We start from the raw sequence: 22,999 nt of genomic DNA on the forward strand, positions 1-22,999 counted from the left end.
GTACGGCGACCCCGGAATGTGACATCCCGGGGTCGCCGTACTTCTGCGCGTTCGTCGTCGGTCGACGGGCTCAGAGGCCCAGTGACCGCCCGATGATCTCCTTCTGGATCTCGGTCGTGCCGCCGTAGATCGTCTGGATGCGGGTGTCGGCGTACGCCTTCGCGATCGGGTACTCCAGCATGTAGCCGTAGCCGCCGTGCAGCTGCAGGCCCTGGTCGACGATCTTCTTCTGCAGCTCGGTGGTCCACCACTTCGCCATCGACGCCAGCGCGGTGTCGACCTCGCCGGCATTGAGCAGCTCGATGCAGTGGTTGACGAAGACCCGCGCGATGTAGGCCTCCGTGGCCATCTCGGCGACCTCGAAGCGGGTGTTCTGGAACTTGCCGATCGGCTTGCCGAAGGCCTCGCGGGTCTTCGTGTAGTCGATGGTCAGCTCCAGCACGTGCTCGATCGCGGCGACCGCGATGCAGGCGATGGAGACACGCTCCTGGGGCAGGTTCTGCATCAGGTAGACGAAGCCGTGGCCCTCCTCGCCGAGCAGGTTGGCCTTCGGCACGACGACGTCCTCGAAGCTGAGCTCCGCCGTGTCCTGCGCCTTGAGGCCGAGCTTCTCGAGGTTGCGGCCACGGGTGAAGCCCTCCATGCCCTCCTCGACCACGAGCAGGCTGATGCCGTGCGCGCCGGCCTCGGGATCGGTACGGGCCACGACGATGACCAGGTCGGACAGGATGCCGTTGCTGATGAAGGTTTTCGTGCCGTTGAGGACGTAGTGGTCGCCCTTGTCGATGGCGGTGGTGCGGATGCCCTGCAGGTCCGACCCGGCGCCGGGCTCGGTCATCGCGATGGCGGTGATCAGGTCGCCGGACACGGTGCCGGGGAGCCAGCGCTGCTTCTGCTCCTCGGTCCCGAGGGTGATGAGGTACGGGACGATGATGTCGGTGTGGACCGCGAAGCCCGGTCCGCTGGCGCCCGCCCGGGCGCTCTCCTCCGCGATGATCGCGTTGTAGCGGAAGTCCTTGATCCCGGGGCCGTCGTACTCCTCGGGCACCTCGAAGGAGAGGAGGCCCGCCTCGCCGGCCTTGCGCCACACCTCGCGGCTGACGACGCCGTCCTTCTCCCACTGCTCGTGGTGCGGCATCACCTCCCGCTCCATGAAGGCACGCACGGTCTTGCGGAAGTCCTCGTGCTCGGTCTCGTAGATGCTGGGACGCTCGGGCATCAGGCCACCCATTCCTTGATCTGTGCGATGGTCGCGGCCGGGTCGTCGGACGCGGGGGACACGGAGAGGTTCGTGACGCCGGACTCCTTGAAGGCGGCGATCCGCTCCTGGACGTACGACGCGGAGCCGACCAGGTTGCCGGCCTCGAGCCACTCGAGTGGCACGAGCGCCTCGGCTTCCTTCTTCTTGCCCGACAGGTAGAGGTCCTGGATCTCCTTGGCCTCCTTCTCGAACCCGTACTCGCAGGCGAGCTGGTTGTAGAAGTTCTTGTCGCGCGCGCCCATGCCGCCGACGTACAGGGCGTAGAGAGGGCGCATGAAGTCGAGCAGGGCCTTGGTCTCGGGGCCCTCACCGATGGCGACCATGCCGCCGGCGCAGATCTCGAGCGGCTTCAGGTCGGCGGAGCGCTTGGCGCCACCGCGGGCGAGCGGCTCGCCCCAGACGTCCTTGGCCTTCTCGGGGTAGTAGAGGAAGGGGAGCCAGCCGTCGGCGACCTCGGCAGTCATCGCGACGTTCTTGTCGCCCAGCGCGGCCACCCAGATCGGGAGGTCGGCGCGCTCGGGGCGGTTGAGCAGCTTGAGCGGCTTGCCCAGGCCCAGACCCTGGCCCTCGGGCAGGGGGACCTGGATGGTCTTGCCCTGGTAGTCGAGGCGCTCGCCGCGCAGCCCGGCGCGCAGGACCTCGATGACCTCGCGGGTGCGGGTCAGCGGACGGTCGTAGGCCATGCCGTGGAAGCCCTCGATCACCTGCGGGCCGGAGGCGCCGAGGCCGAGGACGGCGCGGCCGCCGGAGACGTTGTCGAGGCCGGCCGCGGTCTGCAGCAGGGCGCCCGGCGTGCGGGAGTAGACGTTGAGGATGCCGGCGCCGATCTCGACGGTCTCGGTCTTGGCGGCGAGGTAGCCCATCAGGGTCGGGGCGTCGAAGCCGTAGGGCTCGGCCACCCAGATGGTGTCCAGCCCGGCCTTCTCCAGCGCGGCGACCTGGTCGGCGGACTCGCGCGGGTTGCCCGCATAGACGAGGGGCATCGAGAGCTTCATGGAGATCCCTTCCGGCCTCGCGGCCGATCAACGACGATGTCGATGGCGGGTGCGAACCCCGCCAGTACAACTGTGACAGTAATACTGTCACAATGTCCATGGTCTCCCTTTGCGAGACCTGCTCCACCGCGACCGCGCGCCACCTGATAGGACGAAGCGTGACTTCTGAGACCAACTCGACCGAGATCCGCCACTACACCGTCGCCGTCATCGGTGGCACCGGGCCGCAGGGCAAGGGCCTGGGCTACCGCTTCGCCCGGCACGGCCACGACATCGTCCTCGGCTCCCGCGCCGCCGAGAAGGCCGAGGTCGTCGCGGCCGAGGTGACCGAGCGTCTCGCCGGTCTCGCCGGTGCCGGCACCGCCACCGGTGCGACCAACGCCGACGCGATCGCCGCCGCCGACGTCGTCCTGCTCGCCGTCCCCTACGACGGCCACGACGAGCTCGTCGCCGCCCTTGCCGAGAACGGCGCGCTCGACGGCAAGACCGTCATCTCCTGCGTGAACCCGCTCGCCTTCGACAAGCGCGGCGCGCACGGCCAGGTCGTCAACGGCGGTGAGGGCTCGGCCGCCGAGTCCGCCGCCGAGCTCGCCCCCGAGGCGACCGTCGTCGGTGCGTTCCACAACGTGTCCGCGATCGGCCTGTGGAGCGAGGACGAGTTCCTCGACGAGGACGTCATCGTCGTCGGCGACTCCGTCGAGGGCAAGCAGGTCGCCATCGACCTCGCCGCCGCTGTGACCGGACACCCCGGCATCGACGGTGGCAAGCTCCGCCTCGCGCGCGTGCTGGAGCCCTTCACCGCCGTGCTGATCTCGATCAACCGGAAGTACAAGATCCACTCCGGCATCAAGGTCACGGGCCTCGGCGGGCACTGAGGCACACCCCGGGTCAGCTCGGCCCTGAGGACTCGTGAGCCCACCCGCGCGATCGTGCGCGGGTGGGCTCCGACATTTCTGGCGTCCGGTCAGCCGGTCAGCCGGTCAGCCGATCAGCCGTTCGATGATCGCCGCGGCCTCGGGGCCTGGCGTCCACACGGTGTCTTCGGTCCCCTCGACATGGAACCTGTTCGAGCCGCAGAGTCCCGAGAGACGGACGAGGTCACGCCACGCCGTGAGCCCGAGGATCCGGGGGATCGGCGGAGGGTCGGCCAGGCAGCTGGGCATGCCGGCGCCGGACTGGGTGTTCTGCTCCATGTCCGCGACCAGGACTTCCATGTCCCGTTCGGCGATCTCGGCTCGACGGTCCACCCGCCCGCCGCTGGTGACGCACAGGACGGCGACCTCGAGGTCCTGCGCCCGGCCCAGAGGGATGGGCGCGGTGACGGTGTCGAGACGCCGGAGGCACTCGAGTCCGTCTGCTGTCGACACCTGAGGCGGCTCGAGGCCCTCCCGCTGCTCGCGCAGGAGCTCGATGAAGCGCTCCAAGGGGGCATCGGCGCCGATCCGCTCGGCGCCGTTGACGACGACCTCGCGGCAGCCGTAGAGCCGGCCTGCGGCGACGACCGAGGTGCCGTCGGCGTAGGCGAAGACGAGTTGGTAGCCGGGGCCCAGCTCCTCCGTGCATGCCCGGGGTGCGGCGTCCTCGAGCCCGTTCACCGCCGCGGCAACGTCGTCGACCTCGGTGACCAGTGCGTCCTGCGGGACGTCGATCAGTACGACGCCGCCGTCGCACAGGCGCACCGAGACCGCGCCGTCCGGGACGTGGTCAGGACCTACCTGCGTCAGCGCGTCGACCGGCTCGGCCGGACACGTAGCGACGTCCAGGGGCGACGGCGGCTCGGCCGCGACACGATCCGGCGACCGTCCGTCGCCGAGCGTCGCGATCGCGCCGACCACGGTGAGGGTCACCGCGACGCTGGCGGCCCCCACGATCGTCGTACGACGCCGGTCGCGCCGCGCGCGAGCCAGCGCCGCTGCCGCGCGGTCGGGCGCCCCGGGCGCCTCGGGCACGGCATCGGCCAGTCCGGCGCGCAGCCAGTCCTCGTCAGTCATGGGGTGACTCCTCTCGTCGTAGGTGGGGAGAGGAGCGCAGGGCAGCGAGCGCCCGCGAGCACTGGCTCTTGACGGTGCCGGTGCTGATGCCGAGGGCAGCGGCGGTCTGCTGCTCGGTGAGGTCCTCGAAGTAGCGCAGGACCACGACGGCGCGTTGACCACGGGGCAGGCGTCCGAGCGCTTCGACCAGGTCGTTGCGCCCATCGCTGTCGTTCGCCGCAGCGGCCGTCTCGGGCAGGTGCTCGGTCGGTCGCTCCGCGCGCCATTTGCGGCGCCACCACGACACGTAGGTCGTGAACAGAACCCGGCGTACGTAGGGCTCGAACCCGTCGGCACCGATCCGGCCGTAGGCACGCCAGCACTTCGCCAGCGCGGTCTGCACGAGGTCCTCGGCGAGCTGGTGGTCGCCGGTGAGCAACCACGCCGAGCGCCACAATGCGTCGCCCCGCGCGACGACGAAGGCGTCGAACCCGTGGTCCGCGCCGTCATCGACGGCGTCCTCCGGCATCGCCCTGTCCACCACCGTTCGCTCCATCAGCACTCCTCTCACCTGCAAGAAGCGGTGAGGGGTGCCGAAAGGTTGTCAGCCAGCGAGGCCTTCGACGACCTCTGTGCCGGGCAGCTGCACCAGCAGGCTCCCGGGGACGAGGAGCTTCGAGCGCCGCAGTCCCGAGCCGATCACCGCGACCTCGATGTCTGCCACCCGCGTGTCGACCAGAAGGCGCCAGCCCTCCGGCAGGCCGACGGGCGTGATCCCGCCGTACTCCATGCCGGACTCCGCGACCGCCCGCTCGAGCGGCAGGAACGACGGCTTGCGTACGTCGAGCAGCCGCTTGACGGTGTGGTTGACGTCGGCGCGGGTGTCGGCGCGCACCAGGCAGGCCGCGATCCGCTCGACCCCCTCCCGCTTGCCGGCGACGAGGACGCAGTTGGCGCCGGCCTCCATCGACAGCCCGTAGGCCTCGCTCATCGCTGCCGTGTCGGCGAGGTCGGGATCGATCTCGACCACGGCGACGCCGGCCGCGCCGGGCCAGGCGGCCAGGGCTGCGGCGACCGGCGCCGCGACGAGCTCGGGGTGCTCCAGTGCAGGGAGCGAGGTCAGGCCGGGGAGCTGCGGAAGTGCTAGTGCCACCCGTGCATGGTGCCTGACCCGTGGGAGCCGTGGTGGGACGACCCGTGGTGGGGGCCGTGGTGGGGGCCGTGGTCGCGCGGGCCACGCAGGACCGTGGCGAGCAGCCCGACCGCTCCTGCGGCGAGCCACGGCAGGCCCATCACCCAGCCGTTGTCGGCCAGGTCGACGACGTCGCCCTTGACCAGTGCCCACACGACGACCAGGCCGCTGAAGGCGACGCCCATGACCAGGTGCCCGGTGTTGACGGGGTGCCAGCCGGAGCGGCGCGGGCGCTCGCCGGACCGGTCGCCCGAGGGGTGGCCCTGCGGGTCGGTGCGGTCCTCACGCGGACGCTCGGGGCCGGTGGTGTCGAACTCGTGGGTGCTCATGCCGCGTCCTTCGCAGTGATGATCTCGAGCTGGCCGAGGCTGAGGTCGGCGTCGATCTCGAGGACGGGGTCCTCGGCGTCGCCGTGGCTGGCCCGGTCGGAGCTGTCGGACTTCTCGCCGAAGAGGATGACCTCGCCCAGCTCGATCGAGGCGTCGGCGTTCACGCGGAGACCCTCGTCGGGGACCACGATGCGGAGGTGGCCGACGTCGAGGTCGACCTCGAGACGATCGCCGTCCAGCTGCGCCAGCTCGGTGGCGTCCAGGCCGGTGAGGTCGATGACGATCTCGCCGATCCCCAGGCTGTAGCTGGTCTTGAGCTCGGCAGCCGTGTCGGGCTTCTTGTTGATCTCGCCCATCTCGACGTCGTCGACGACGGAGGTGACGGCGGTGGCGATCGCGGCCAGCAGGCCGATGAAGATCAGACCGCCGGCCCGACCGTAGAACGCCCCGACCAGGAGCATCAGGCCGATCACGCCCAGCGCGGTCGCGGGGTAGGCCGAGACCGCCACGTCGACGCCCGCCAGGTGGAGCGTGCCGACGACACCGAGGCCGAACGCGGCGAGCGCGAGGGTGAAGGGGAAGAGCAGCGGTCCGCGGCGCCTCGGCTCGGCCGGCCTCGGCGGCGGGGGAGGTCCGGGACGGTAGCCGGGGTACGTCGGGCCGTCGGCACCGGCGTCCGGTGCGAGCCCATCAGCAGCGCCCGAGCCGCCGAAGCGGCGGTCCTTGGCCTGCTTGCCGCCCAGCACGACGATCATGACCAGCCCGACGACCATGAGCGGCCAGGGGACGTCCATCCCGCCGACCGAGTCCCCGATCACCGAGGCCGCCGCGAGCACCCCCGCGATGATCAGTGCCGCGGTGCGCACGCCGTCCTCGGTGTGGATCACCGTGTCACCGGTGTCCTCCTCGGGCACGAGGATCCAGGCGACGCCGTACAGGATCAGGCCACCGCCGCCGAAGAAGGTGAGGATGACGAACGCGACCCGCACCAGGAGCGGGTCGATGTCGAGGTGGCGGGCGACTCCGCCGGCCACACCGGACACCTTGCGGTCGGTCCGGCTGCGGCGCAGTGCAGCGAGGTCACGGACCTCGTCACGGCTGACGCGGGGTCCGGCGCTGGGCGGGCCGCTGGGGGTGCTCGGCCCCTGCTCGGGACCCGTCGGGCCGCTGTCGGTGTCGTACGGGGAACTCATGGCTCAAGCCTGCTGTCGAAAGATGTGGCACACCATCGGGGACAGCCCTGATCCTGCCGCATCCCCCGAGGGATCACCTCAGGGTCGGATCAGGGTCGTTCCCCCTGCTCGCACGGGGTGCGCTGTGTGACGATGGAACCACCATGAGCACCACTGCGACTGCGCCCGCCCCGCCGGCGTCCCGAGAGGTCCGCCGCGCCTGGCGTGACCTCCGCGACCCGGTGCTGGGCGGCGTCGCCTCCGGACTGGCCGCACACCTCGGCGTCCCGGTGGTCTGGGTCCGGGTCGGCTTCGTGGTCGCGACCTTCGTCGGTGGGGCCGGTGTCGCTGCGTACGCCGCCCTCTGGGCCCTGCTGCCCGCCGGGCCGCCGCCGTCGCTGCTCGCCCCCGGGCTGGAGAGCGCGACCCGCGACGGCCGCCGCCCCGGCCGCGGCCGCCGGCTCTCCGACCTCGGCCCGGTCATCACGCTGTCGGTGCTCGGTGTCGGCGCGATCTTCGCGGCCGGCGCCGTCCTGGGCAACGGCTGGTGGGTCTGGCCGCTCGGGATCGCCGTCGTCGGCATCGCCCTGCTGTGGCGGCAGGCCGACGAGGCGCAGCGCGAGCGCTGGCTGGACGCGAGCGGCAAGGTCGACCCGATCCGGGTGATCCTCGGTGGCGGCGGCTGGGCCGCCTGGGCCCGGATCGCCGCGGGCGTCTCGCTCGTCGTCGTCGCGCTGGTGCTGTTCGCGCTGCGGGACGGCTCCCTGTCCCTGGCCCGCGACGCGGTGATCGCCATCCTGCTGGCGATCGGTGGCATCGGCATCGTCGCCGGACCGTTCGTCTACCGGCTGATGTCGGAGCTCAGCGAGGAGCGCGAGGAGCGGGTCCGCACCCAGGAGCGGGCCGACGTCGCCGCCCACCTCCACGACTCGGTGCTGCAGACCCTCGCGCTGATCCAGAAGAACCCCGCCGACGCCGCCCGTCTCGCCCGCTCCCAGGAGCGCGACCTGCGCTCCTGGTTGTACGCGGGGGAGTCGATGGACGAGGCGACCGTGGCCAGCGCCCTGCGTGCTGCCGCCGCCGAGATCGAGGACGCCTGGGGCGTCGCGGTCGACGTGGTCGCCGTCGGTGACGTCGACTTCGACGAGACCCTCCGTCCGATCGTCCAGGCCGCCCGCGAGGCGACCGCCAACGCGGCCAAGCACGCCGGTGTCCCGCGCGTGGACGTGTACGCCGAGATCACCCCGACCGGCATAGACGTCTTCGTGCGTGACCGCGGCGTCGGCTTCGACCAGCACGCCACCCCGGAGGACCGGCTCGGCGTGCGGCGCAGCATCATCGACCGCATGGAGCGTCACGGAGGGCGGGCGGAGATCCGTTCCGCGCCGGGCGAGGGCACCGAGGTGCGACTGCACCTGAGCACCACCAACGACAAGGGAGACCGATGAGCGAGCCCGTTCGGGTCGTGGTCGTCGACGACCACGCGATGTTCCGCCGGGGCGTCAGCGCCGAGCTGGGTACGACGGGGGCGGGCCGGGTCGAGGTGGTGGCCGAGGCCGCTGACGTCGACGAAGCGGTCGCGGCCGTGCTCGAGCACCGGCCCGCCGTCGTACTCCTCGACGTGCACCTGCCCGGCGGTGGCGGGGTCGAGGTGATCCGTCGGGTCAACGACTCCGAGGTCCGCTTCCTCGCGCTCTCCGTGTCCGATGCGGCCGAGGACGTCATCGGCACCATCCGCGGCGGCGCTCGTGGCTACGTCACCAAGACGATCACCGGACCCGAGCTGGTCGACGCGATCGGTCGCGTCGCGGACGGGGACGCGGTCTTCTCGCCGCGCCTGGCGGGCTTCGTCCTCGACGCCTTCGCGGGAGCCGGGATCTCGGCCGACCTGGCGAGCGTGGACGAGGACCTCGACCGGTTGACCGAGCGGGAGCGCGAGGTCATGCGCCACATCGCGCGCGGCTACTCCTACAAGGAGGTCGCCAAGGAGCTCTTCATCTCGATCAAGACCGTCGAGACCCACATGTCCTCGGTGCTGCGCAAGCTGCAGCTCTCCTCGCGCCACGAGCTGACCCGCTGGGCATCGGACCGGCGACTGCTGTGAGAGGTCCCGTCGCGGCCCTCGCGGCGACGGCACTGGTCCTGTCGGCCCTGCTGGCAGGCTGCTCCGACGACACGGCCGACGAGCCGACGCCGTCCGGCGAGACGCCCACGTCCGGAGGTACGACGACCCCGGCCGGTCCGGGACAGAGCGCGACGGCTGACTCCGGCCCGGCGTACTCCGACTGGGAGCTGGGCGTCCACGTCCTGCCGCGCACGGACGCCGGTTTCGGCGAGATCCGCCCGACGCCGAAGTCCCTGCGGGTGCGCCGGTTCCCGACCGCGGACCTGCTCGCGCCTCCGGACGGCGACCGCTTCGCGTCCACGATCGGGCCGGTGACCGACGCGATCCGAACGCGGATGGGGGACACCTGGTCGCCGCGGTGCCCGGTGGGCCTGGCGGACCTGAGGTACCTGACCGTCTCCTTCCGCGGCTTCGACGATGCCGCGCACACCGGCGAGCTGGTCGTCGCGGCGAGCGAGGCGGAGAAGGTCGTGTCGGTGTTCCGGGCGTTGTACGCCGCTGACTACCCGATCGAGGAGATGCGCCTGCCGACGACGGCGGACCTCGAGGCCCCGCCGACCGGGGACGGCAACAACACGGCGGCGCTGGTCTGTCGCGCGGCCCGCGGCGCGACGTCCTGGTCGGCGCACGCCTACGGCCTGGCGATCGACGTGAACCCGTTCCTGAACCCGTACAGCAAGGGCGAGGTCGTGCTCCCGGAGCGGGCCTCGGCGTACCTCGACCGGACCCGGACCCAGCCGGGCATCCTCCACGCCGGTGACCTCGTGGTCCGCGAGTTCGCCCGGATCGGCTGGACCTGGGGCGGGTCCTGGAGCTCGCTGAAGGACTACCAGCACTTCAGCGCCACTGGCCGGTGAGGTGCCGCCGGTCCGGGCCGCGCGACCACTAGGATCCGGCCATGGAGACCGTGCGCCTGATCCTTCTCGTCATCCACATCCTGGGTTTCGCAGCCCTGATCGGCGGTCTCCTCGCCCAGGTCGGGCCGGGTGAGAAGAAGGTCACCGGCGTGATGCGCGACGGCGTCGGCACGGCCTTCCTCGCTGGCCTGCTGCTCGTCGGTGTGCTCGAGGGCACCGACGGCGTCGAGGTCAACCACGCCAAGATCGCGGTCAAGCTGGTCATCGGACTGGTCCTGCTGGTCCTCGTGATGGCCAACATGCGCAAGGAGAAGATCCCGAACGGCCTCTGGGCCGGTCTCCTCGTGCTCTCGATCATCGAGGTCTGCGTCGCGGTGATGTGGTCCTCCGTGCACCAGGTGAGCTGACCCGCGACCTCCTTCCTGGTCACATCACGGACGGTCGGTGAGTCCGTGGCGCAGGCCGTCGGCGGTGCGCCGTAGGCTGGTCGGAGCATGATCGACTCCACCAGCACCGCGACCCCGGCCCTGACCGCAGAGACCCTTCTCGAGGGGCTCAACGACCCGCAGCAGCAGGCCGTTCGCCACGAGGGGTCAGCCCTCCTGGTCGTCGCCGGCGCAGGCTCGGGCAAGACCCGGGTGCTCACCCGCCGGATCGCCTGGCTGATCGCCGTACGCCGCGCCCACCCCGGCTCGATCCTGGCGATCACCTTCACCAACAAGGCCGCTGCCGAGATGAAGGAGCGCGTCGCCGAGCTCGTCGGCAACCGCGCGCGGATCATGTGGGTCAGCACGTTCCACTCCGCGTGCGTCCGGATCCTGCGCAAGGAGGTCGAGCACCTCGGGCACGAGCGGTTGAGGTCGAACTTCTCGATCTACGACACCCAGGACCAGAAGCGGCTGATCTCGCTGGTCTGCAGCGACCTGGACCTCGACCCGCGCAAGTTCCAGCCCGGCCCGGTCCTGCACTGGATCAGCGAGCACAAGAACGAGCTGCGCGACCCCGACGAGGTGGCCGCGCAGGCGACCAACTCGGTCGACGAGAGCTATGCGGCGGCGTACAAGTCCTACCAGCGGCGCCTGCGCGAGGCGAACGCGATGGACTTCGACGACCTGATCCTGGAGACCGTGCGGCTGTTCCAGCTGAAGCCGGAGATCCGGGAGACCTACCGCCGCCGGTTCCGCCACGTGCTGGTCGACGAGTACCAGGACACCAACCACGCGCAGTACGCCCTGATCAACCAGCTCTGCGGACAGGACCTCGAGGAGCACGACCCGTCCACGCTCGACGGGCTGCCGGCCGACCGGGTGCCGCCCGCGGAGCTGATGGTCGTCGGTGACGCGGACCAGTCGATCTACGCCTTCCGGGGTGCCGACATCCGCAACATCATGGACTTCGAGCAGGACTACCCCGACGCGCGCACGGTCATGCTCGAGCAGAACTACCGCTCCACGCAGACCATCCTGACCGCGGCCAACGCCGTCATCGAGCGCAACGAGGGGCGCAAGCCCAAGCGGCTGTGGTCCGACGCCGGCGACGGCGCGAAGATCGTCGGGTACGTCGGCGACGACGAGCACGACGAGGCGCGCTTCGTCTCCGGGGAGATCGACAAGATCACCGACGAGGGCGGGCACCGGCCCTCCGACGTCGCGGTGTTCTACCGGACCAACGCACAGTCCCGGGTGTTCGAGGAGATCTTCGTCCGCACCGGGATGCCCTACAAGGTCGTCGGCGGGACGCGCTTCTACGACCGCAAGGAGATCCGCGACGCCCTCGCCTACCTGCGCCTGCTGGTGAACCCGGCCGACCAGGTGTCCCTGCGCCGCATCCTGAACACGCCGCGGCGTGGCATCGGTCAGCGCGCGGAGGCCGCGATCGGCGCGTTCGCCGAGCGCGAGCGGATCACCTACTGGGAAGCGCTGCTCCGGGCCGACGAGGCGCCGGGGCTCGCCACGCGCAGCCAGACCAGCATCGAGGCGTTCGTCGCCCTGATCAGCGACCTGCAGCAGATGGTCGAGGCCCGGGAACGGCCCGACGTGATCCTCGAGACCGTGCTGGACCGCTCCGGCTACCTCGCCAGCCTCGAGAACTCCGACGACATGCAGGACGAGACCCGCCTGGAGTACCTCGGCGAGCTGGTCGCCGTCGCGCGCGAGTTCGCCGAGGACCCGGTCGCCGGACCGTCCGCCGACCCCAGCGACGTCGACGCCGGCGTCGTGGAGCCCGGGCTCGGCGACTTCCTCGAGCGGGTCGCGCTGGTCGCTGACGCCGACCAGATCCCCGATGCGCCGGAGGACGACCCCGACGCCCCGGAGGACACCGGTGTCGTGACGCTGATGACCCTGCACACCGCCAAGGGCCTGGAGTTCCCCGTCGTCTTCCTCACCGGCATGGAGGACGGCGTCTTCCCGCACTCCCGCGCCCTCGGGGACCGTCCCGAGCTCGAGGAGGAGCGGCGCCTCGCCTACGTCGGCATCACCCGCGCCCGCGAACGCCTCTACGTCTCCCGCGCCATGGTCCGCTCCGCCTGGGGCGCCCCGTCGATGAACCCCGCCTCCCGCTTCCTCGGCGAGCTGCCGATCGACCTCGTCGAGTGGCGTCGCACCGAGGCCGACCAGACCCGCTGGTCGCGTCCCGCCTACGGTTCCGCCGGCCGGTACGACGGCGGCGGGTCGTCGTACGGCAGCGGTGGAGGTGGTGGCGGCGGAATGGGTGCGCCCAACGCCGCCGGCCGCCGCAACTTCAGCTCTGCCGCGGCCCGCGCCGATGCTGCCGCGAAGTCCAAGCCCGCCCGCGCCATCCCCGTCCTCACCCCCGGTGAGAAGGTCACCCACGACTCGTTCGGCCTGGGCACCGTCGTGTCCGTCGAGGGGGTCGGCGACAAGTCCGTCGCCTCCATCGACTTCGGCTCCGACGGGGTCAAGCGACTGCTGCTGCGCTACGCGCCGGTGGAGAAGCTCTGAGGGGGCACGCTGGTGCCACCGCCGGGACCGCAGACGCGATCGAGCGTCAGGGCGTGACGCCGTGCTGGCGCAGCGCGGCGTCGGGGTCCACCGGGTCGCCGCCACCGGGGCGGACCTCGAGGTGGAGGTGGGGACCGGTCACGTGGCCGGTGCTGCCGACGGCGCCGATGATCTCGCCGGTGCGGACGGTGTCGCCGACCGAGACGTTGAACGAGCTCTGGTGGCAGAACCAGATCTCGGTGCCGTCCTCGAGGGTGAGCACGGTCTTGTTGCCGTAGGCACCGTCGAAGCTGGCGGAGGTGATCACGCCGTTGGTCACGGCGCGGATCGGGGTGCCGGAGGGGGCCGCGAAGTCGAGGCCGGTGTGGTAGCTCGACCAGAGGCCGTACTCGCCGAAGGTGGCGGTGAGGCGGTAGCTCGCGAGCGGGAGGACCCACTTGTTGAGCGCGATCTCAGCGGCTTCCTTCTCGGCGGCCTGGGCGAGCTCACCGAGGGCGCTGTTGCGCTCCTCGGCGTGCCGCTCCGCCTCGGCGACCAGGTCGGTGCCGGTGGCCTGGGCGAGGGTGTCGCGGTCGGAGTCGCGGCTCACGGTCTCGACCCGCTCGGCGACCGAGCCGTTGCCGAACGAGCCGGTCATCGCGGTGGAGGCGTTGAGGCGGTCGGTGCCGGAGGCCAGCTGGGGGTCGGCCGATGCGACAGCGCCGCCGACGGCGATCGCGAGGGTGGCGACACCCACGGCGACCGGCATGGTCGGCAGGCTCTTGAAGAGCGGGCCCCGGGAGCCGGCGTGCTTGACGGCGCGGCGCCGACCGGCGGGCTGGATCGCCCGGAGCTGGGTCGTGGAGGAGTCGACCATCGGGTCGAAGAGCGCGATGTCGCGCAGGGCGGGCAGCTCGACGGTCGGGGCGCGGTCGACGAGGCGTCGCGCGGGGGCGTCGGCGAAGAGCGGGACGACGGGAGCAACGACGACGGGAGCACCGGGGCTCACCCGGGCCGCGACGGCGACGGGCTCGGCCACGACCGGCGTGCTCACGACCGGCGTGGAGACCGCGGGAGCAGTGACGACCGGCTCGACCGGACGGGCGGCGCGCTTGCCGACGTACGCGGAGGGCATCTCGATGGCCGTCGAGCGCTGCGCCGCACGCTTGCCGACGTAGGAGGTCCCGGCAGTGCCAGGGCTCGCCGCGGGTTGCTGCGCGCGGTGATCCGCTCGGTGGCTACCCATCGACTGCTGACTCCTTGGGGGGACGATCGTGCAGGCCCGTTTCGACCCTGCACCGCTCGTCCGAGACGCCCGAGTGGCTCCGACAGGGTGGCCGCCTTGCGACGGCCGGGTGAAACATTTGCGCGCCGACCATATCCGATACTGGCAGCGCTCCGAAATCGTACGACGGCGAGCCTGTGGATGACCCGGAAACGGCCCAACTGGTGGTGAGCCGCGTCACGTCGACCTCTCCGGGGTCGTCGTACCGGCCAGTCACTACTAGTGTGCCCGGGGGTGTGCCATTGCGCGCACCACCCTCTGACCCAGATGTGAGGACGTATCAGTGGACCTGATGGAGTACCAAGCGAAGGAACTCTTCGCTAAGCATGGTGTGACCACGACCCTCGGTGTGGTCGTCGAGACCGCCGAGGCCGCAAAGGCAGCCGCCGAGCAGCTCGGCGGCGTCACCGTCATCAAGGCGCAGGTCAAGGCAGGAGGCCGCGGCAAGGCCGGCGGCGTGAAGATCGCGAAGACCCCTGACGAGGCCTTCCAGTACGCCACGGACATCCTGAACCTGACGATCAAGGACCTCCCGGTCAACCGCGTGCTCGTCACGCCGGCCACCCCGCCGGAGGAGGAGTACTACTTCTCCTTCCTGCTGGACCGGTCGAACCGCCAGTACCTCTGCATCGCCTCCGTCGAGGGTGGTGTCGAGATCGAGGAGGTCGCTAAGACCAACCCCGACGCCGTCAAGCAGATCGCGATCGACCCCGGCAAGGGTGTCGACGCTGCCAAGGCGCGCGAGATCGCGACCGAGGCCGGCTTCCCGGAGGCCGTCTTCGAGCAGGCCGTCGTGATGATCGAGAAGCTCTACACGGTCTTCGTCGAGGAGGACGCCACCCTCGTCGAGGTCAACCCGCTCGCTCGCCTCGCCGGCGACAAGCTGGAGGCCCTCGACGGCAAGGTGTCGCTCGACGAGAACGCGTCCGAGGTCCGGCACCCGGACCACGAGGCGTTCGAGATCCGTGAGGAGGCCGACCCGCTCGAGGCGAAGGCCAAGGACCTCGGTCTCAACTACGTCAAGCTCGACGGTGCCGTGGGCATCATCGGCAACGGCGCGGGCCTGGTCATGTCGACCCTCGACGTCGTCGCGTACGCCGGCGAGAACCACGGCGGCGTGAAGCCGGCGAACTTCCTCGACATCGGCGGCGGCGCCAACGCGGAGGTCATGGCCAACGGCCTCGACGTCATCCTCAACGACGCGCAGGTCAAGTCGGTGTTCGTGAACGTCTTCGGTGGCATCACCGCGTGTGACGAGGTCGCCAAGGGCATCGTCGGCGCGCTCGAGCTGCTCGGCGACGCGGCCACCAAGCCGCTCGTCGTCCGCCTCGACGGCAACAACGTCGAGCTGGGCCGGCAGATCCTGGCCGAGGCGAACCACCCGCTGGTGACCCTGGTCGACACCATGGACGGTGCGGCCGACAAGGCCGCCGAGCTCGCGAACGCCTGAGGGGACCAGACATGAGCATCTACCTGAACAAGGACAGCAAGATCATCGTCCAGGGCATCACGGGCGGCATGGGTGCCAAGCACACGGCCCTCATGATCGAGTCCGGCGCGACGATCGTCGGCGGCGTCAACGCCCGCAAGGCCGGCACCACGGTCACCCACAAGGACGCCAACGGCTCCGACGTCGAGCTGCCGGTCTACGGCACTGTCGCCGAGGCCATCAAGGAGACCGGCGCCAACGTGTCGGTCCTCTTCGTCCCGCCGGCGTTCACGAAGGCTGCGGCCATCGAGGCGATCGACGCCGAGATGCCGCTGATCGTCGTGATCACCGAGGGTGTCCCGGTCCAGGACTCGGCCGAGGTGTGGTCGTACCTGCAGGGCAAGTCCACCCGGATGATCGGTCCGAACTGCCCCGGCATCATCACGCCGGGCGAGTCGCTGGCCGGCATCACCCCGCACACCATCGCGGGCAAGGGCCCGGTCGGTCTCGTGTCCAAGTCGGGCACGCTGACCTACCAGATGATGTACGAGCTGCGTGACTTCGGCTTCACGACCGCCATCGGTATCGGCGGTGACCCGATCGTCGGCACCACCCACATCGACGCCCTCCAGGCATTCCAGGATGACCCGGAGACCAAGGTGATCGTCATGATCGGCGAGATCGGCGGCGACGCCGAGGAGCGTGCGGCGGCCTACATCAAGGACAACATCACCAAGCCGGTCGTCGGCTACGTCGCGGGCTTCACCGCCCCGGAGGGCAAGACGATGGGCCACGCCGGCGCCATCGTCAGCGGCTCCGCCGGCACCGCGGCCGCCAAGCAGGAGGCCCTCGAGGCCGTCGGGGTCAAGGTCGGCAAGACGCCGTCCGCGACCGCTGCCCTGGCGCGGGAGATCCTGCAGAACCTCTGATCTCGATCAGGCACCACGAAGCCCCGTCACCGGTTGTTCGGTGACGGGGCTTCGTCGTTCTCCAGCGCGTGGACCTCAGCCCAGCCGGTCGACCGCCTTCGGCAGCATCTGGTTGACGGGGGTGCCGCCGTCCTCCTCCAGGAAGTTGTAGTCCTGGCCGACGATCACCGAGGTGAGCACGGTGACCCGGTCGCCGACGAGCGCGACGCCGGTCTCCATGATGTAGGCCGAGTCGCCGTCCTCGAGCGCGGCCGGCAGCGGGCCGTACTGGGCGTCCACGACCTGCGCCCGGTCGCCGGCGTCCGCGCCGGCACCCTGGACGTCGCGCGGCTCGAAGGAGCGGTACTCCGTGATCGCGCCCGGTCGGTCCTCGCACTTCGCGAGCGCGGCCAGGACCTGGTCGTACGCCGCACTGGCGGCCGCCTCGTCGTCGTACTGGCCGATGAGCTGGGTGAAGAGGTCGCCCTTCACCTCGATGTCCGGGGCATCGGAGTTGCGCAGCTCGAAGTCGGCGCGGACGACGTCGGTGGCGCCGAGGCCGCTCAGGCCCTGGGCGAGGCAGGGGTGGGCGAGGTCGCCGTTGCCGTCGAGGGACTCGTTGCCGGTGGCGAGACGGAACCAGTCGGCGCCGTCGCTGTAGACCGTGTCGGCGTCGGTGAGCAGGTCGGCGACGTCGACGGTCCGGGTCGTGCCGGGGTTGGCGGCCCGATCGTCCGCGGTCGCGTCGCTCCCACAGGCGGTGAGCAGGGCAGGCGCCGCGAACGCAGTCGCGGCGAGGAGGAGCTGGGTGGTCCGACGGTTCACGGCGGTACCTCTTTCTTCGGATCGTGTGTCGATGTTGTCGAAGCAGATACGTCCCAGCGGGCAGGTCGGTTGCATCCGGATGGCGCCGAATTGCCCGTACTTTCGGGGAAAACGACACCGGGCCGCCCGATGAGGGGCGGCCCGGCGTGAGGAGTGCGGCTCAGCAGCCGTCCTCGGTGAACTCGCACAGCGCGGCGACCACGTCAGCGGACTCGGTGGCGATCTCGTCGATCGCCTGGTCCTCGCGGCCCTGGGGGTTGCCGGAGTGGCCCGCCTGCACGACGACCAGGACCGAGCTGCCGGTCCGGACGACCAGGATCGTCTCGCCGAAGGTCGTCTGCGCCCCGTCGAGCTCGTCCCAGCCGAGGATCGCGAACGAGTCCTCGCCGAGCGGGGTGTCGCGGACCTCCCACCTCGGGGTGTAGCCGTCCTCGCGGACCGCGTCCGTCGGGCAGCCGGCGTAGAGGTCGCGGATCTCCGAGACGGCGATGGCGGCCTCGTCGGTCGAGACGTACGTCGTGAGCTGGCGGGTCCGGTAGTCCTCGGCGTCCTCCCACTGCGCCGTCAGGCGGTCGGTGTGGGTGAAGTCGGGGAGCGGGTTGTCACACGCGTCGAAGACCACCGGCTCGAGGGCGCGGTCCGGGCCGGTCAGGCCCGTGCCGTCGCCGGCGGTCGCCGGCCACCCGGAGGCGAGGGGGAAGTCGTCGGAGATCACCGGATCACCGGTGCCACTGGTGACCGTCTCCTCGGGCTCGGGCTCCGCCTCGTCCTTCGCGCCGGGGGCGAGGCGCTCGGCGGCAGTCGGGATCATCCGCTCGACCGGGGTGCCGTACTCCGGCAGGAAGTTGTAGTCCTGGCCGATGATCGTCACCGCGACGACCGCGATCCGGTCCCCGGTGAGGACCAGGCCGGTCTCGTTGATGAAGGCGGAGTCGCCGAACGGGTCGACCTCCTCCGGCGCTGGTCCCCACATCAGGTCGTAGACGACGGCGTCACCGCCATCGACCTCGACCGTGCGGGCCTTGGGCTGCACGGTCACCTCGTCGGCACCCGGGATCGTCGTGCACCCGACCAGCCACTCGGCGAGGGTGTCGTACGCCGCCCGCGCCGCCGCGTCGTCCTCGAACTCCGCGATCGTCTCGACCAGCCCGTCGCCGGGCGCGTCCGGGGGAGCGGAGTCGCCCGGCTCGAGCTGGATGACGTAGTCGTAGCTGCGGGTGAAGCTGTCGGTCGCGCCGAGCGCGCTCAGCTTCTCCTGCTGGCACGGGTGGAAGGTCGCCTGGCCGTCGCCCTGGTAGGTGTCGTTGGTGGCGAAGGAGCCCTTCTCGCCCACGGCGTACTCGGTGTCGGCGTCGCGGAGCAGGTCGTCGGCGCTGAGGACGGGAGTGTCGTCGGCGACCTGGTCGCGGTCGCTCTTCGGCGTGCCGCCGTTGCCGACCACGACGAAGATCGGGACGGCGACGGCCGCCACGGCGAAGGCAGCGCCGCCGGCCACGAGGGCGGTACGCCGACGGCGGATCTGGTCCCCGCGGCGTCGTACGTCGGCAGCCGAGAGGGCCATGTCGCCTCCAGTGCTTCCGTTGCTGAGTCCGGCTCCGAACCGGGAGAGGTCATCGATCGGATCGTGCTGCTCAGGCATTGCTCAGCCCTCCTCCAGGGAGGCCGGCCTCGTCAGCCAGCAATTCGGCGAGTGCGGTGCGGCCGCGGCTGAGCCGGGCCTTGATGGTTCCTTCGGGAACGCCGACCTCGGCGGCGACCTGCGCCACCGGGAGGTCTGCGATGTGGTGGAGGACCAGCGCCTGGCGCTGGGCCTCGGGCAGCTTCTTCAGGGCCGCGACGAGCGCCACGTGGTTCTCGTCGACCGCCGGCATCACCCCCGAGCCCTGCAGTGCACGGTCGGGGGCGCGCTCGGCGCGCTTGCGGCGACGCCACCGGCTCACGGCGAGCCGGTAGGCGGTCGTGCGTACCCACGCTTCGGGGTACTCCGCCCGGTCCAGCTTGCGGCGGTGGGCCCAGGCGCGGGCGAACGCCTCCTGGGTGCACTCGGTGGCCTCGTCGAAGTCGCCGATCATCGCGTAGACCTGACCGGTCACCCTGCGGAACGACGCCGAGTAGAACTCGTCGAACTCACTGGCTTCCACGCCGACTCCTCTCGGATGCGTTCCTGGGCCCCTCGGTGGGGACCTTCAGGATGCATACGTCCGGGCGCGGGATCCGGTTGCACGCTCCGGCGAGTTATTTCTCCATCCGCGCCAGGCGGTCCAGGGACCGCCGGGCGAGGGCGACGAAGTCGGCGTCGGCGATGCGGGCTCGCGGAGCGGCGACGTAGACGAGCAACGAGACCGAGGTGCCGCGGCGGACGACGGCGACGTCGTACTCCACGGTGCGGTCGCCCGGGAGCGCCGTGACGAGGTGCCAGGCGGACAGTGCCGACTTCGCGTCGCCGCCGGAGACGAGCTCGTCGACCTCGGTGCCGGCGCTCGCGTCGAGGTCCGGGCAGTCGGCCATCTGGTCACGGAAGCGACGCACGAAGGCGCGGGCCGTGCCGGTGGGCAGCGATCCGACGGTCTGGGTCAGGCCCACCTCGGGCGGCAGCTTCGCGGCGCTGAGCACGAAGGTGCGGAACTGGTTGGCCTGGATCGCCTGACCGCCGAACTTGCCGAACAGGCGGGCGGTGTCACAGCCGACGGCGCCCGAGTCGATCCGGCTCTCGGTCAGCTTCGTGGCGGGGGTGCCGACCCACGGACCCTGGTCCTTGCTCAGCGGCGGCAGGTCCAGCTCGGAGAGCATCCACGGCACCTTCCCGACCGGGTACGACGCCCGGTCGGCCACCTTCGGCCGGGCTGGCGCACAGCCACCGCCATCGGCCAGGACGCACAGCCGGGCGACGGACGCGGCGAGGAGCCGTGCGACACCGGCCCGGTCGGCGCGGGTCACCGCGGTGCGGCTGGCCAGCGACAGCGTGGTCGTGAACTGTCCGGTGCGGGCGACGCCGATCACGTGCAGCGTGCGGTCGGCGCGGGAGCGCAGCACCACGAGGTTGGCCTCGTCACCGACCCCGGGCACGGTGGCCGTGCTGACCAGCTGGATGCGCGGGACGGCGGACGGGTCGTCGGCGGGGGCCGGGCAGCTCGTGAACCAGGTCAGTGTGCGCCGGAAGGTGCGGATGGCGCGCTGCTCGGTCGCGGAGGCCTCGGCGAACTGGGTCGTGGCGCGGGCGCTCGTGCCGGAGCCCGCCCGGAACACCCGGACCCAGGCAGCGGTGCCGCTGGGGTCGGCGTACCGGTCGGGCTGGCAGGGGAGCACGCGGCCGTTGCCGGAGGAGTTGTCGGAGGTGCCGATCTGGGCCCAGGCGCGGCCGCCGAGGGTGTCGGTCAGGCCCTCCAGCGAGATCAGCGCGGTGTCGGGGAGCGTGTTGACGGCCGGGCCGGACGAGGCGGGCGCCGAGGCGGCGGGCACTCCCTCGCGGTCGAGGGTGGGGCGGGCTCCCGAGGCGTCCATGGCGACCGCGCCCGCGGCCACCAGGGCGACGACGGCGGTCGCGGACCCGAGGACGGTGTGGGCCCGCCGTCGGGCGCTGCCTGCCCGACGGATGATGGTGACCCGGGGCCAGGTGACGGCGCGGGTGATCTCGGCGAGCGAGTTGAGGGAAAGCGGGATCGCCGAGGTGGGGATCTCCAGCTGCATCGCGAACTGGGCGGCGCCGAGCTGGAGCTCGCGCTCGGCCGCTTCGAGGGGCAGCCCGATCTCGTGGGCCATCTCGGCCATGGTGACCGCGGCGAGCTGGGTGAGCAGCAGCGCCCTGCGCTGGTTCACCGTCAGCGCGGCCAGGGCATCGAGGATGGACCTGCTCTGCGCGTCGAGGTCCTTCCTGCGGTGCCAGGGGCGGGCGTTGCTGCGGCGCAGGGCCTTGCGCCAGGCCTGCGGCCGCACCGACATCTCCGGGTCGTCGAGCCGGGCCGTCTTGCGCCAGTGGTGCCACGACACGACGTACGCCTCGCGCACGGCGCTGCGCGCGACGGCCAGGTCGCCCGTGAGCGCGAAGGTCTGCAGCAGCAGTCGGTCGCGGGCGTCCTTGTAGAACTCGTCGAAGCTCGCAGTGAGGTCGCTGGTGCTGACGTACCCCTGATCCGGGGGAGGGGTGCGGGAGCCGGACTCGATCATGACCGGAACACCGTACGACGAGCGGGGGACCCGGCTCCAACCGCAACCCCCCCTTCGGCCACTCCTTCAGGTGATTCTCAGCCGCGAACCGGGTGGTCCCGGCGTGGCAGCCTCCTGGGGCCCGTCGACGGCGTGAAGATGGTCGGACCATGACGTCCCTGCAGTCCTCGACCCGTCGCACCGCCGGCCAGAGTGCCAGCGCTGGTCGCCGCGGCGCCCAGCGCAGCGACGCCGATCTGCGCCGGGACCTCGCGACGAGCCGCCCGCTGGTCCCGACCGCGACCATCGGCGGCGTGATCGCCGCCGGCGCACCCCTGCTGGTCTGTCTCGCGCTCGCGGTGGTCGGCTGGTTCCTCACCGACGCCGGTGGCGAGGGCACCCCCAGCGGGGCCCTGCGCGTCGGCGCCCACGGCTGGCTCGTGGCCCACGGCTCGACCGTCGCCGTCGAGGGCATCCGGATCACCGCGATCCCGCTCGGTCTCACCCTGATCTGCGCCTGGGCGACCTGGCGCGTGGGTCACCGGGTGGGCGAGTCCGTGTCGGGCCACGGCCCGGACGCCGACCGGATCGCCGACGGCGAGCGCGACTGGACCGTCCCGCTGGCCGCCACCCTCTTCGCCGTCGGGTACGCCGTCGTCGGCGTGCTGGCCTCCTCCCTCGCCGCGACCGCCGCCTCCTCGCCGGCTCCCGCCCGGGTGGTCCTGTGGTCCCTGCTGATCGGCGGGCTCGTCGGTGGCGCGGGCATCGCCTTCGGCTCGGGTCGTGCGGCGATCTGGCTCCCGGTGATCCCCGCGGTCGTGCGCGACGTGGCGCTGGTGACCCGCCGCATCCTCGGCCTGTGGTTCGTGATCAGCCTCGTGGCCCTGGCGATCGCCTTCGTCCTGGACTTCTCCACCGCCGCCAACGTCGTGTCCCAGCTGCACGCCGACGGCGGCGCGGTCACCCTGCTGATCGTCCTCACGGCGATCGTGCTGCCCAACGCGATGCTGTTCTCCAGCTCCTACCTGGTCGGCCCCGGCTTCACCGTCGGCACCGGGACGACGGTCTCCACCGGAGCGGTGGTCCTCGGCCCGCTCCCGATGTTCCCGCTGCTGGCGGCACTCCCCGACCAGGGGCCGACCCCGGGCTGGACGGGCTGGCTGATGGTGCTGCCGGTCCTCGTCGCGATCGTCGTCGCCGGGCGGGTCCAGCGCGACCGCCCCGTCCTCGCCTGGGACCAGGCCGCGATCCGGGGCTGCGCGGGCGGCATCCTCGCCGGCGTCGTGCTGGCCCTGCTGACCGCCTTCGCCGGCGGTGCTGTCGGCCCCGGTCGGATGGCCGAGGTCGGTCCCTTCACCTTCGAGGTCCTGCTGCACGCGATCGCTTCCTTCGGGATCGGCGGCGTGGTCGGTGCTCTCGTCGTGTGCTGGTGGCAGCGTGACGGCGACGGCTGGGTGCGCACCCGGCTCGCCGGATCGGCCCGTCTGCTGCGCCGGCGTCAGCGCTGAACCAGGGCTGAACCAGCGCTGAACCTCTGGGACCACCGTCGTCGGTGCCCGAGCCGGC

Annotated in this window: 21 protein-coding genes; 9 read left to right on the plus strand and 12 right to left on the minus strand. The window is 71.4% G+C overall.

What is annotated here, in order from left to right; all coding sequences use genetic code 11:
- Positions 1 to 70 precede the first annotated feature (70 nt).
- Together ASE01_RS09195 and ASE01_RS09200 are read right to left on the minus strand one after the other, a co-directional pair.
- Entirely contained in the window at positions 71 to 1,219 is a 1,149-nt protein-coding gene (locus ASE01_RS09195; protein ID WP_056750209.1) for an acyl-CoA dehydrogenase family protein, read from the minus strand.
- Positions 1,219 to 2,256, minus strand: a complete 1,038-nt coding sequence (locus ASE01_RS09200) for an LLM class F420-dependent oxidoreductase (RefSeq protein WP_056749853.1) — start codon at positions 2,254 to 2,256, stop codon at positions 1,219 to 1,221. The genes ASE01_RS09195 and ASE01_RS09200 overlap by 1 nt, the downstream gene beginning before the upstream one ends.
- A 158-nt stretch (positions 2,257 to 2,414) precedes the next feature.
- Between ASE01_RS09200 and npdG the strand changes: the two genes are divergently transcribed.
- Positions 2,415 to 3,131, plus strand: a complete 717-nt coding sequence (npdG, locus tag ASE01_RS09205; RefSeq protein ID WP_235535928.1) for an NADPH-dependent F420 reductase — start codon at positions 2,415 to 2,417, stop codon at positions 3,129 to 3,131.
- Between the two features lie 105 nt (positions 3,132 to 3,236).
- Here the strand turns inward: npdG and ASE01_RS09210 are convergent, their stop codons facing one another.
- The 5 genes from ASE01_RS09210 to ASE01_RS09230 are packed head-to-tail and all read right to left on the minus strand — an operon-like array spanning position 3,237 to position 6,940.
- A complete protein-coding gene (locus ASE01_RS09210; RefSeq protein WP_056749854.1) occupies positions 3,237 to 4,247 on the minus strand; it encodes a hypothetical protein in 1,011 nt (336 codons plus the stop codon).
- Positions 4,240 to 4,782 (minus strand): SigE family RNA polymerase sigma factor, encoded by a 543-nt coding sequence (locus ASE01_RS09215; RefSeq protein WP_235535929.1) that lies wholly within the window; start codon positions 4,780 to 4,782, stop codon positions 4,240 to 4,242. Before ASE01_RS09215 ends, ASE01_RS09210 begins: the two co-directional genes overlap by 8 nt.
- A 48-nt stretch (positions 4,783 to 4,830) precedes the next feature.
- The gene (locus ASE01_RS09220) at positions 4,831 to 5,379 is read right to left on the minus strand and encodes a YbaK/EbsC family protein (protein ID WP_056749855.1); all 549 of its coding nucleotides are present in this window, start codon (positions 5,377 to 5,379) and stop codon (positions 4,831 to 4,833) included.
- Positions 5,370 to 5,747, minus strand: coding sequence for a hypothetical protein (locus ASE01_RS09225; protein WP_056749856.1), 378 nt, complete (start codon positions 5,745 to 5,747; stop codon positions 5,370 to 5,372). Before ASE01_RS09225 ends, ASE01_RS09220 begins: the two co-directional genes overlap by 10 nt.
- Complete coding sequence (locus ASE01_RS09230; RefSeq protein WP_056749857.1) at positions 5,744 to 6,940, minus strand: PspC domain-containing protein; 1,197 nt, start codon at positions 6,938 to 6,940, stop codon at positions 5,744 to 5,746. Before ASE01_RS09230 ends, ASE01_RS09225 begins: the two co-directional genes overlap by 4 nt.
- A gap of 143 nt (positions 6,941 to 7,083) precedes the next feature.
- Here ASE01_RS09230 and ASE01_RS09235 point away from each other — a divergent pair, with 143 nt between their 5' ends.
- From ASE01_RS09235 to pcrA, 5 genes are all read left to right on the plus strand, one after another.
- Positions 7,084 to 8,367 carry a PspC domain-containing protein gene (locus ASE01_RS09235; RefSeq protein WP_056749858.1) on the plus strand — a complete coding sequence of 428 codons (1,284 nt, stop codon included), beginning with the start codon at positions 7,084 to 7,086 and terminating at the stop codon, positions 8,365 to 8,367.
- Complete coding sequence (locus ASE01_RS09240; RefSeq protein WP_056749859.1) at positions 8,364 to 9,023, plus strand: LuxR C-terminal-related transcriptional regulator; 660 nt, start codon at positions 8,364 to 8,366, stop codon at positions 9,021 to 9,023. The genes ASE01_RS09235 and ASE01_RS09240 overlap by 4 nt, the downstream gene beginning before the upstream one ends.
- Positions 9,020 to 9,901 carry a M15 family metallopeptidase gene (locus tag ASE01_RS09245; RefSeq protein ID WP_200958788.1) on the plus strand — a complete coding sequence of 294 codons (882 nt, stop codon included), beginning with the start codon at positions 9,020 to 9,022 and terminating at the stop codon, positions 9,899 to 9,901. The genes ASE01_RS09240 and ASE01_RS09245 overlap by 4 nt, the downstream gene beginning before the upstream one ends.
- A gap of 41 nt (positions 9,902 to 9,942) precedes the next feature.
- The gene (locus ASE01_RS09250; RefSeq protein ID WP_056749860.1) at positions 9,943 to 10,308 is read left to right on the plus strand and encodes a hypothetical protein; all 366 of its coding nucleotides are present in this window, start codon (positions 9,943 to 9,945) and stop codon (positions 10,306 to 10,308) included.
- Between the two features lie 87 nt (positions 10,309 to 10,395).
- Entirely contained in the window at positions 10,396 to 12,864 is a 2,469-nt protein-coding gene (gene pcrA, locus ASE01_RS09255; RefSeq protein WP_056749861.1) for a DNA helicase PcrA, read from the plus strand.
- A gap of 46 nt (positions 12,865 to 12,910) precedes the next feature.
- Here the strand turns inward: pcrA and ASE01_RS09260 are convergent, their stop codons facing one another.
- On the minus strand, positions 12,911 to 14,089 hold the full coding sequence (locus ASE01_RS09260) for a M23 family metallopeptidase (RefSeq protein WP_056749862.1): 1,179 nt from the start codon (positions 14,087 to 14,089) through the stop codon (positions 12,911 to 12,913).
- A gap of 322 nt (positions 14,090 to 14,411) precedes the next feature.
- On the opposite strand from ASE01_RS09260, the gene sucC reads away from it, so the two are divergent.
- Together sucC and sucD are read left to right on the plus strand one after the other, a co-directional pair.
- On the plus strand, positions 14,412 to 15,578 hold the full coding sequence (sucC, locus tag ASE01_RS09265) for an ADP-forming succinate--CoA ligase subunit beta (protein ID WP_056749863.1): 1,167 nt from the start codon (positions 14,412 to 14,414) through the stop codon (positions 15,576 to 15,578).
- 11 nt (positions 15,579 to 15,589) lie between these two features.
- Positions 15,590 to 16,486 carry a succinate--CoA ligase subunit alpha gene (gene sucD / locus ASE01_RS09270; RefSeq protein ID WP_056749864.1) on the plus strand — a complete coding sequence of 299 codons (897 nt, stop codon included), beginning with the start codon at positions 15,590 to 15,592 and terminating at the stop codon, positions 16,484 to 16,486.
- Between the two features lie 75 nt (positions 16,487 to 16,561).
- Here sucD and ASE01_RS09275 read toward each other — a convergent pair whose 3' ends face one another.
- The 4 genes from ASE01_RS09275 to ASE01_RS09290 form a co-directional block, all read right to left on the minus strand.
- Positions 16,562 to 17,290 carry a hypothetical protein gene (locus tag ASE01_RS09275; protein WP_056749865.1) on the minus strand — a complete coding sequence of 243 codons (729 nt, stop codon included), beginning with the start codon at positions 17,288 to 17,290 and terminating at the stop codon, positions 16,562 to 16,564.
- 160 nt (positions 17,291 to 17,450) lie between these two features.
- A complete protein-coding gene (locus ASE01_RS09280) occupies positions 17,451 to 18,929 on the minus strand; it encodes a hypothetical protein (RefSeq protein WP_056749866.1) in 1,479 nt (492 codons plus the stop codon).
- Complete coding sequence (locus tag ASE01_RS09285) at positions 18,922 to 19,431, minus strand: SigE family RNA polymerase sigma factor (RefSeq protein ID WP_056749867.1); 510 nt, start codon at positions 19,429 to 19,431, stop codon at positions 18,922 to 18,924. Before ASE01_RS09285 ends, ASE01_RS09280 begins: the two co-directional genes overlap by 8 nt.
- A gap of 94 nt (positions 19,432 to 19,525) precedes the next feature.
- A complete protein-coding gene (locus ASE01_RS09290) occupies positions 19,526 to 21,454 on the minus strand; it encodes a hypothetical protein (RefSeq protein ID WP_056749868.1) in 1,929 nt (642 codons plus the stop codon).
- Between the two features lie 149 nt (positions 21,455 to 21,603).
- Here ASE01_RS09290 and ASE01_RS09295 point away from each other — a divergent pair, with 149 nt between their 5' ends.
- On the plus strand, positions 21,604 to 22,941 hold the full coding sequence (locus ASE01_RS09295) for a DUF6350 family protein (protein ID WP_157537212.1): 1,338 nt from the start codon (positions 21,604 to 21,606) through the stop codon (positions 22,939 to 22,941).
- Positions 22,942 to 22,999 lie beyond the last annotated feature (58 nt).

The sequence above is a fragment of the Nocardioides sp. Root190 genome, from assembly GCF_001428565.1.
In the GTDB taxonomy this organism is placed as follows: Bacteria; Actinomycetota; Actinomycetes; order Propionibacteriales; family Nocardioidaceae; genus Nocardioides.

What these genes read in the sequence shown, in the direction of transcription:
- ASE01_RS09260 (WP_056749862.1), bottom strand. Translation starts at nt 14,089, where the DNA reads ATGGGTAGCCACCGAGCGGATCACCGCGCGCAGCAACCCGCGGCGAGC.
- ASE01_RS09195 (WP_056750209.1), bottom strand. Translation starts at nt 1,219, where the DNA reads ATGCCCGAGCGTCCCAGCATCTACGAGACCGAGCACGAGGACTTCCGC.
- ASE01_RS09210 (WP_056749854.1), bottom strand. Translation starts at nt 4,247, where the DNA reads ATGACTGACGAGGACTGGCTGCGCGCCGGACTGGCCGATGCCGTGCCC.
- ASE01_RS09240 (WP_056749859.1), top strand. Translation starts at nt 8,364, where the DNA reads ATGAGCGAGCCCGTTCGGGTCGTGGTCGTCGACGACCACGCGATGTTC.
- sucD (WP_056749864.1), top strand. Translation starts at nt 15,590, where the DNA reads ATGAGCATCTACCTGAACAAGGACAGCAAGATCATCGTCCAGGGCATC.
- ASE01_RS09225 (WP_056749856.1), bottom strand. Translation starts at nt 5,747, where the DNA reads ATGAGCACCCACGAGTTCGACACCACCGGCCCCGAGCGTCCGCGTGAG.
- ASE01_RS09295 (WP_157537212.1), top strand. Translation starts at nt 21,604, where the DNA reads ATGACGTCCCTGCAGTCCTCGACCCGTCGCACCGCCGGCCAGAGTGCC.
- ASE01_RS09290 (WP_056749868.1), bottom strand. Translation starts at nt 21,454, where the DNA reads ATGATCGAGTCCGGCTCCCGCACCCCTCCCCCGGATCAGGGGTACGTC.
- ASE01_RS09230 (WP_056749857.1), bottom strand. Translation starts at nt 6,940, where the DNA reads ATGAGTTCCCCGTACGACACCGACAGCGGCCCGACGGGTCCCGAGCAG.
- ASE01_RS09280 (WP_056749866.1), bottom strand. Translation starts at nt 18,929, where the DNA reads ATGCCTGAGCAGCACGATCCGATCGATGACCTCTCCCGGTTCGGAGCC.
- pcrA (WP_056749861.1), top strand. Translation starts at nt 10,396, where the DNA reads ATGATCGACTCCACCAGCACCGCGACCCCGGCCCTGACCGCAGAGACC.
- ASE01_RS09250 (WP_056749860.1), top strand. Translation starts at nt 9,943, where the DNA reads ATGGAGACCGTGCGCCTGATCCTTCTCGTCATCCACATCCTGGGTTTC.
- ASE01_RS09215 (WP_235535929.1), bottom strand. Translation starts at nt 4,782, where the DNA reads ATGGAGCGAACGGTGGTGGACAGGGCGATGCCGGAGGACGCCGTCGAT.
- ASE01_RS09200 (WP_056749853.1), bottom strand. Translation starts at nt 2,256, where the DNA reads ATGAAGCTCTCGATGCCCCTCGTCTATGCGGGCAACCCGCGCGAGTCC.
- ASE01_RS09235 (WP_056749858.1), top strand. Translation starts at nt 7,084, where the DNA reads ATGAGCACCACTGCGACTGCGCCCGCCCCGCCGGCGTCCCGAGAGGTC.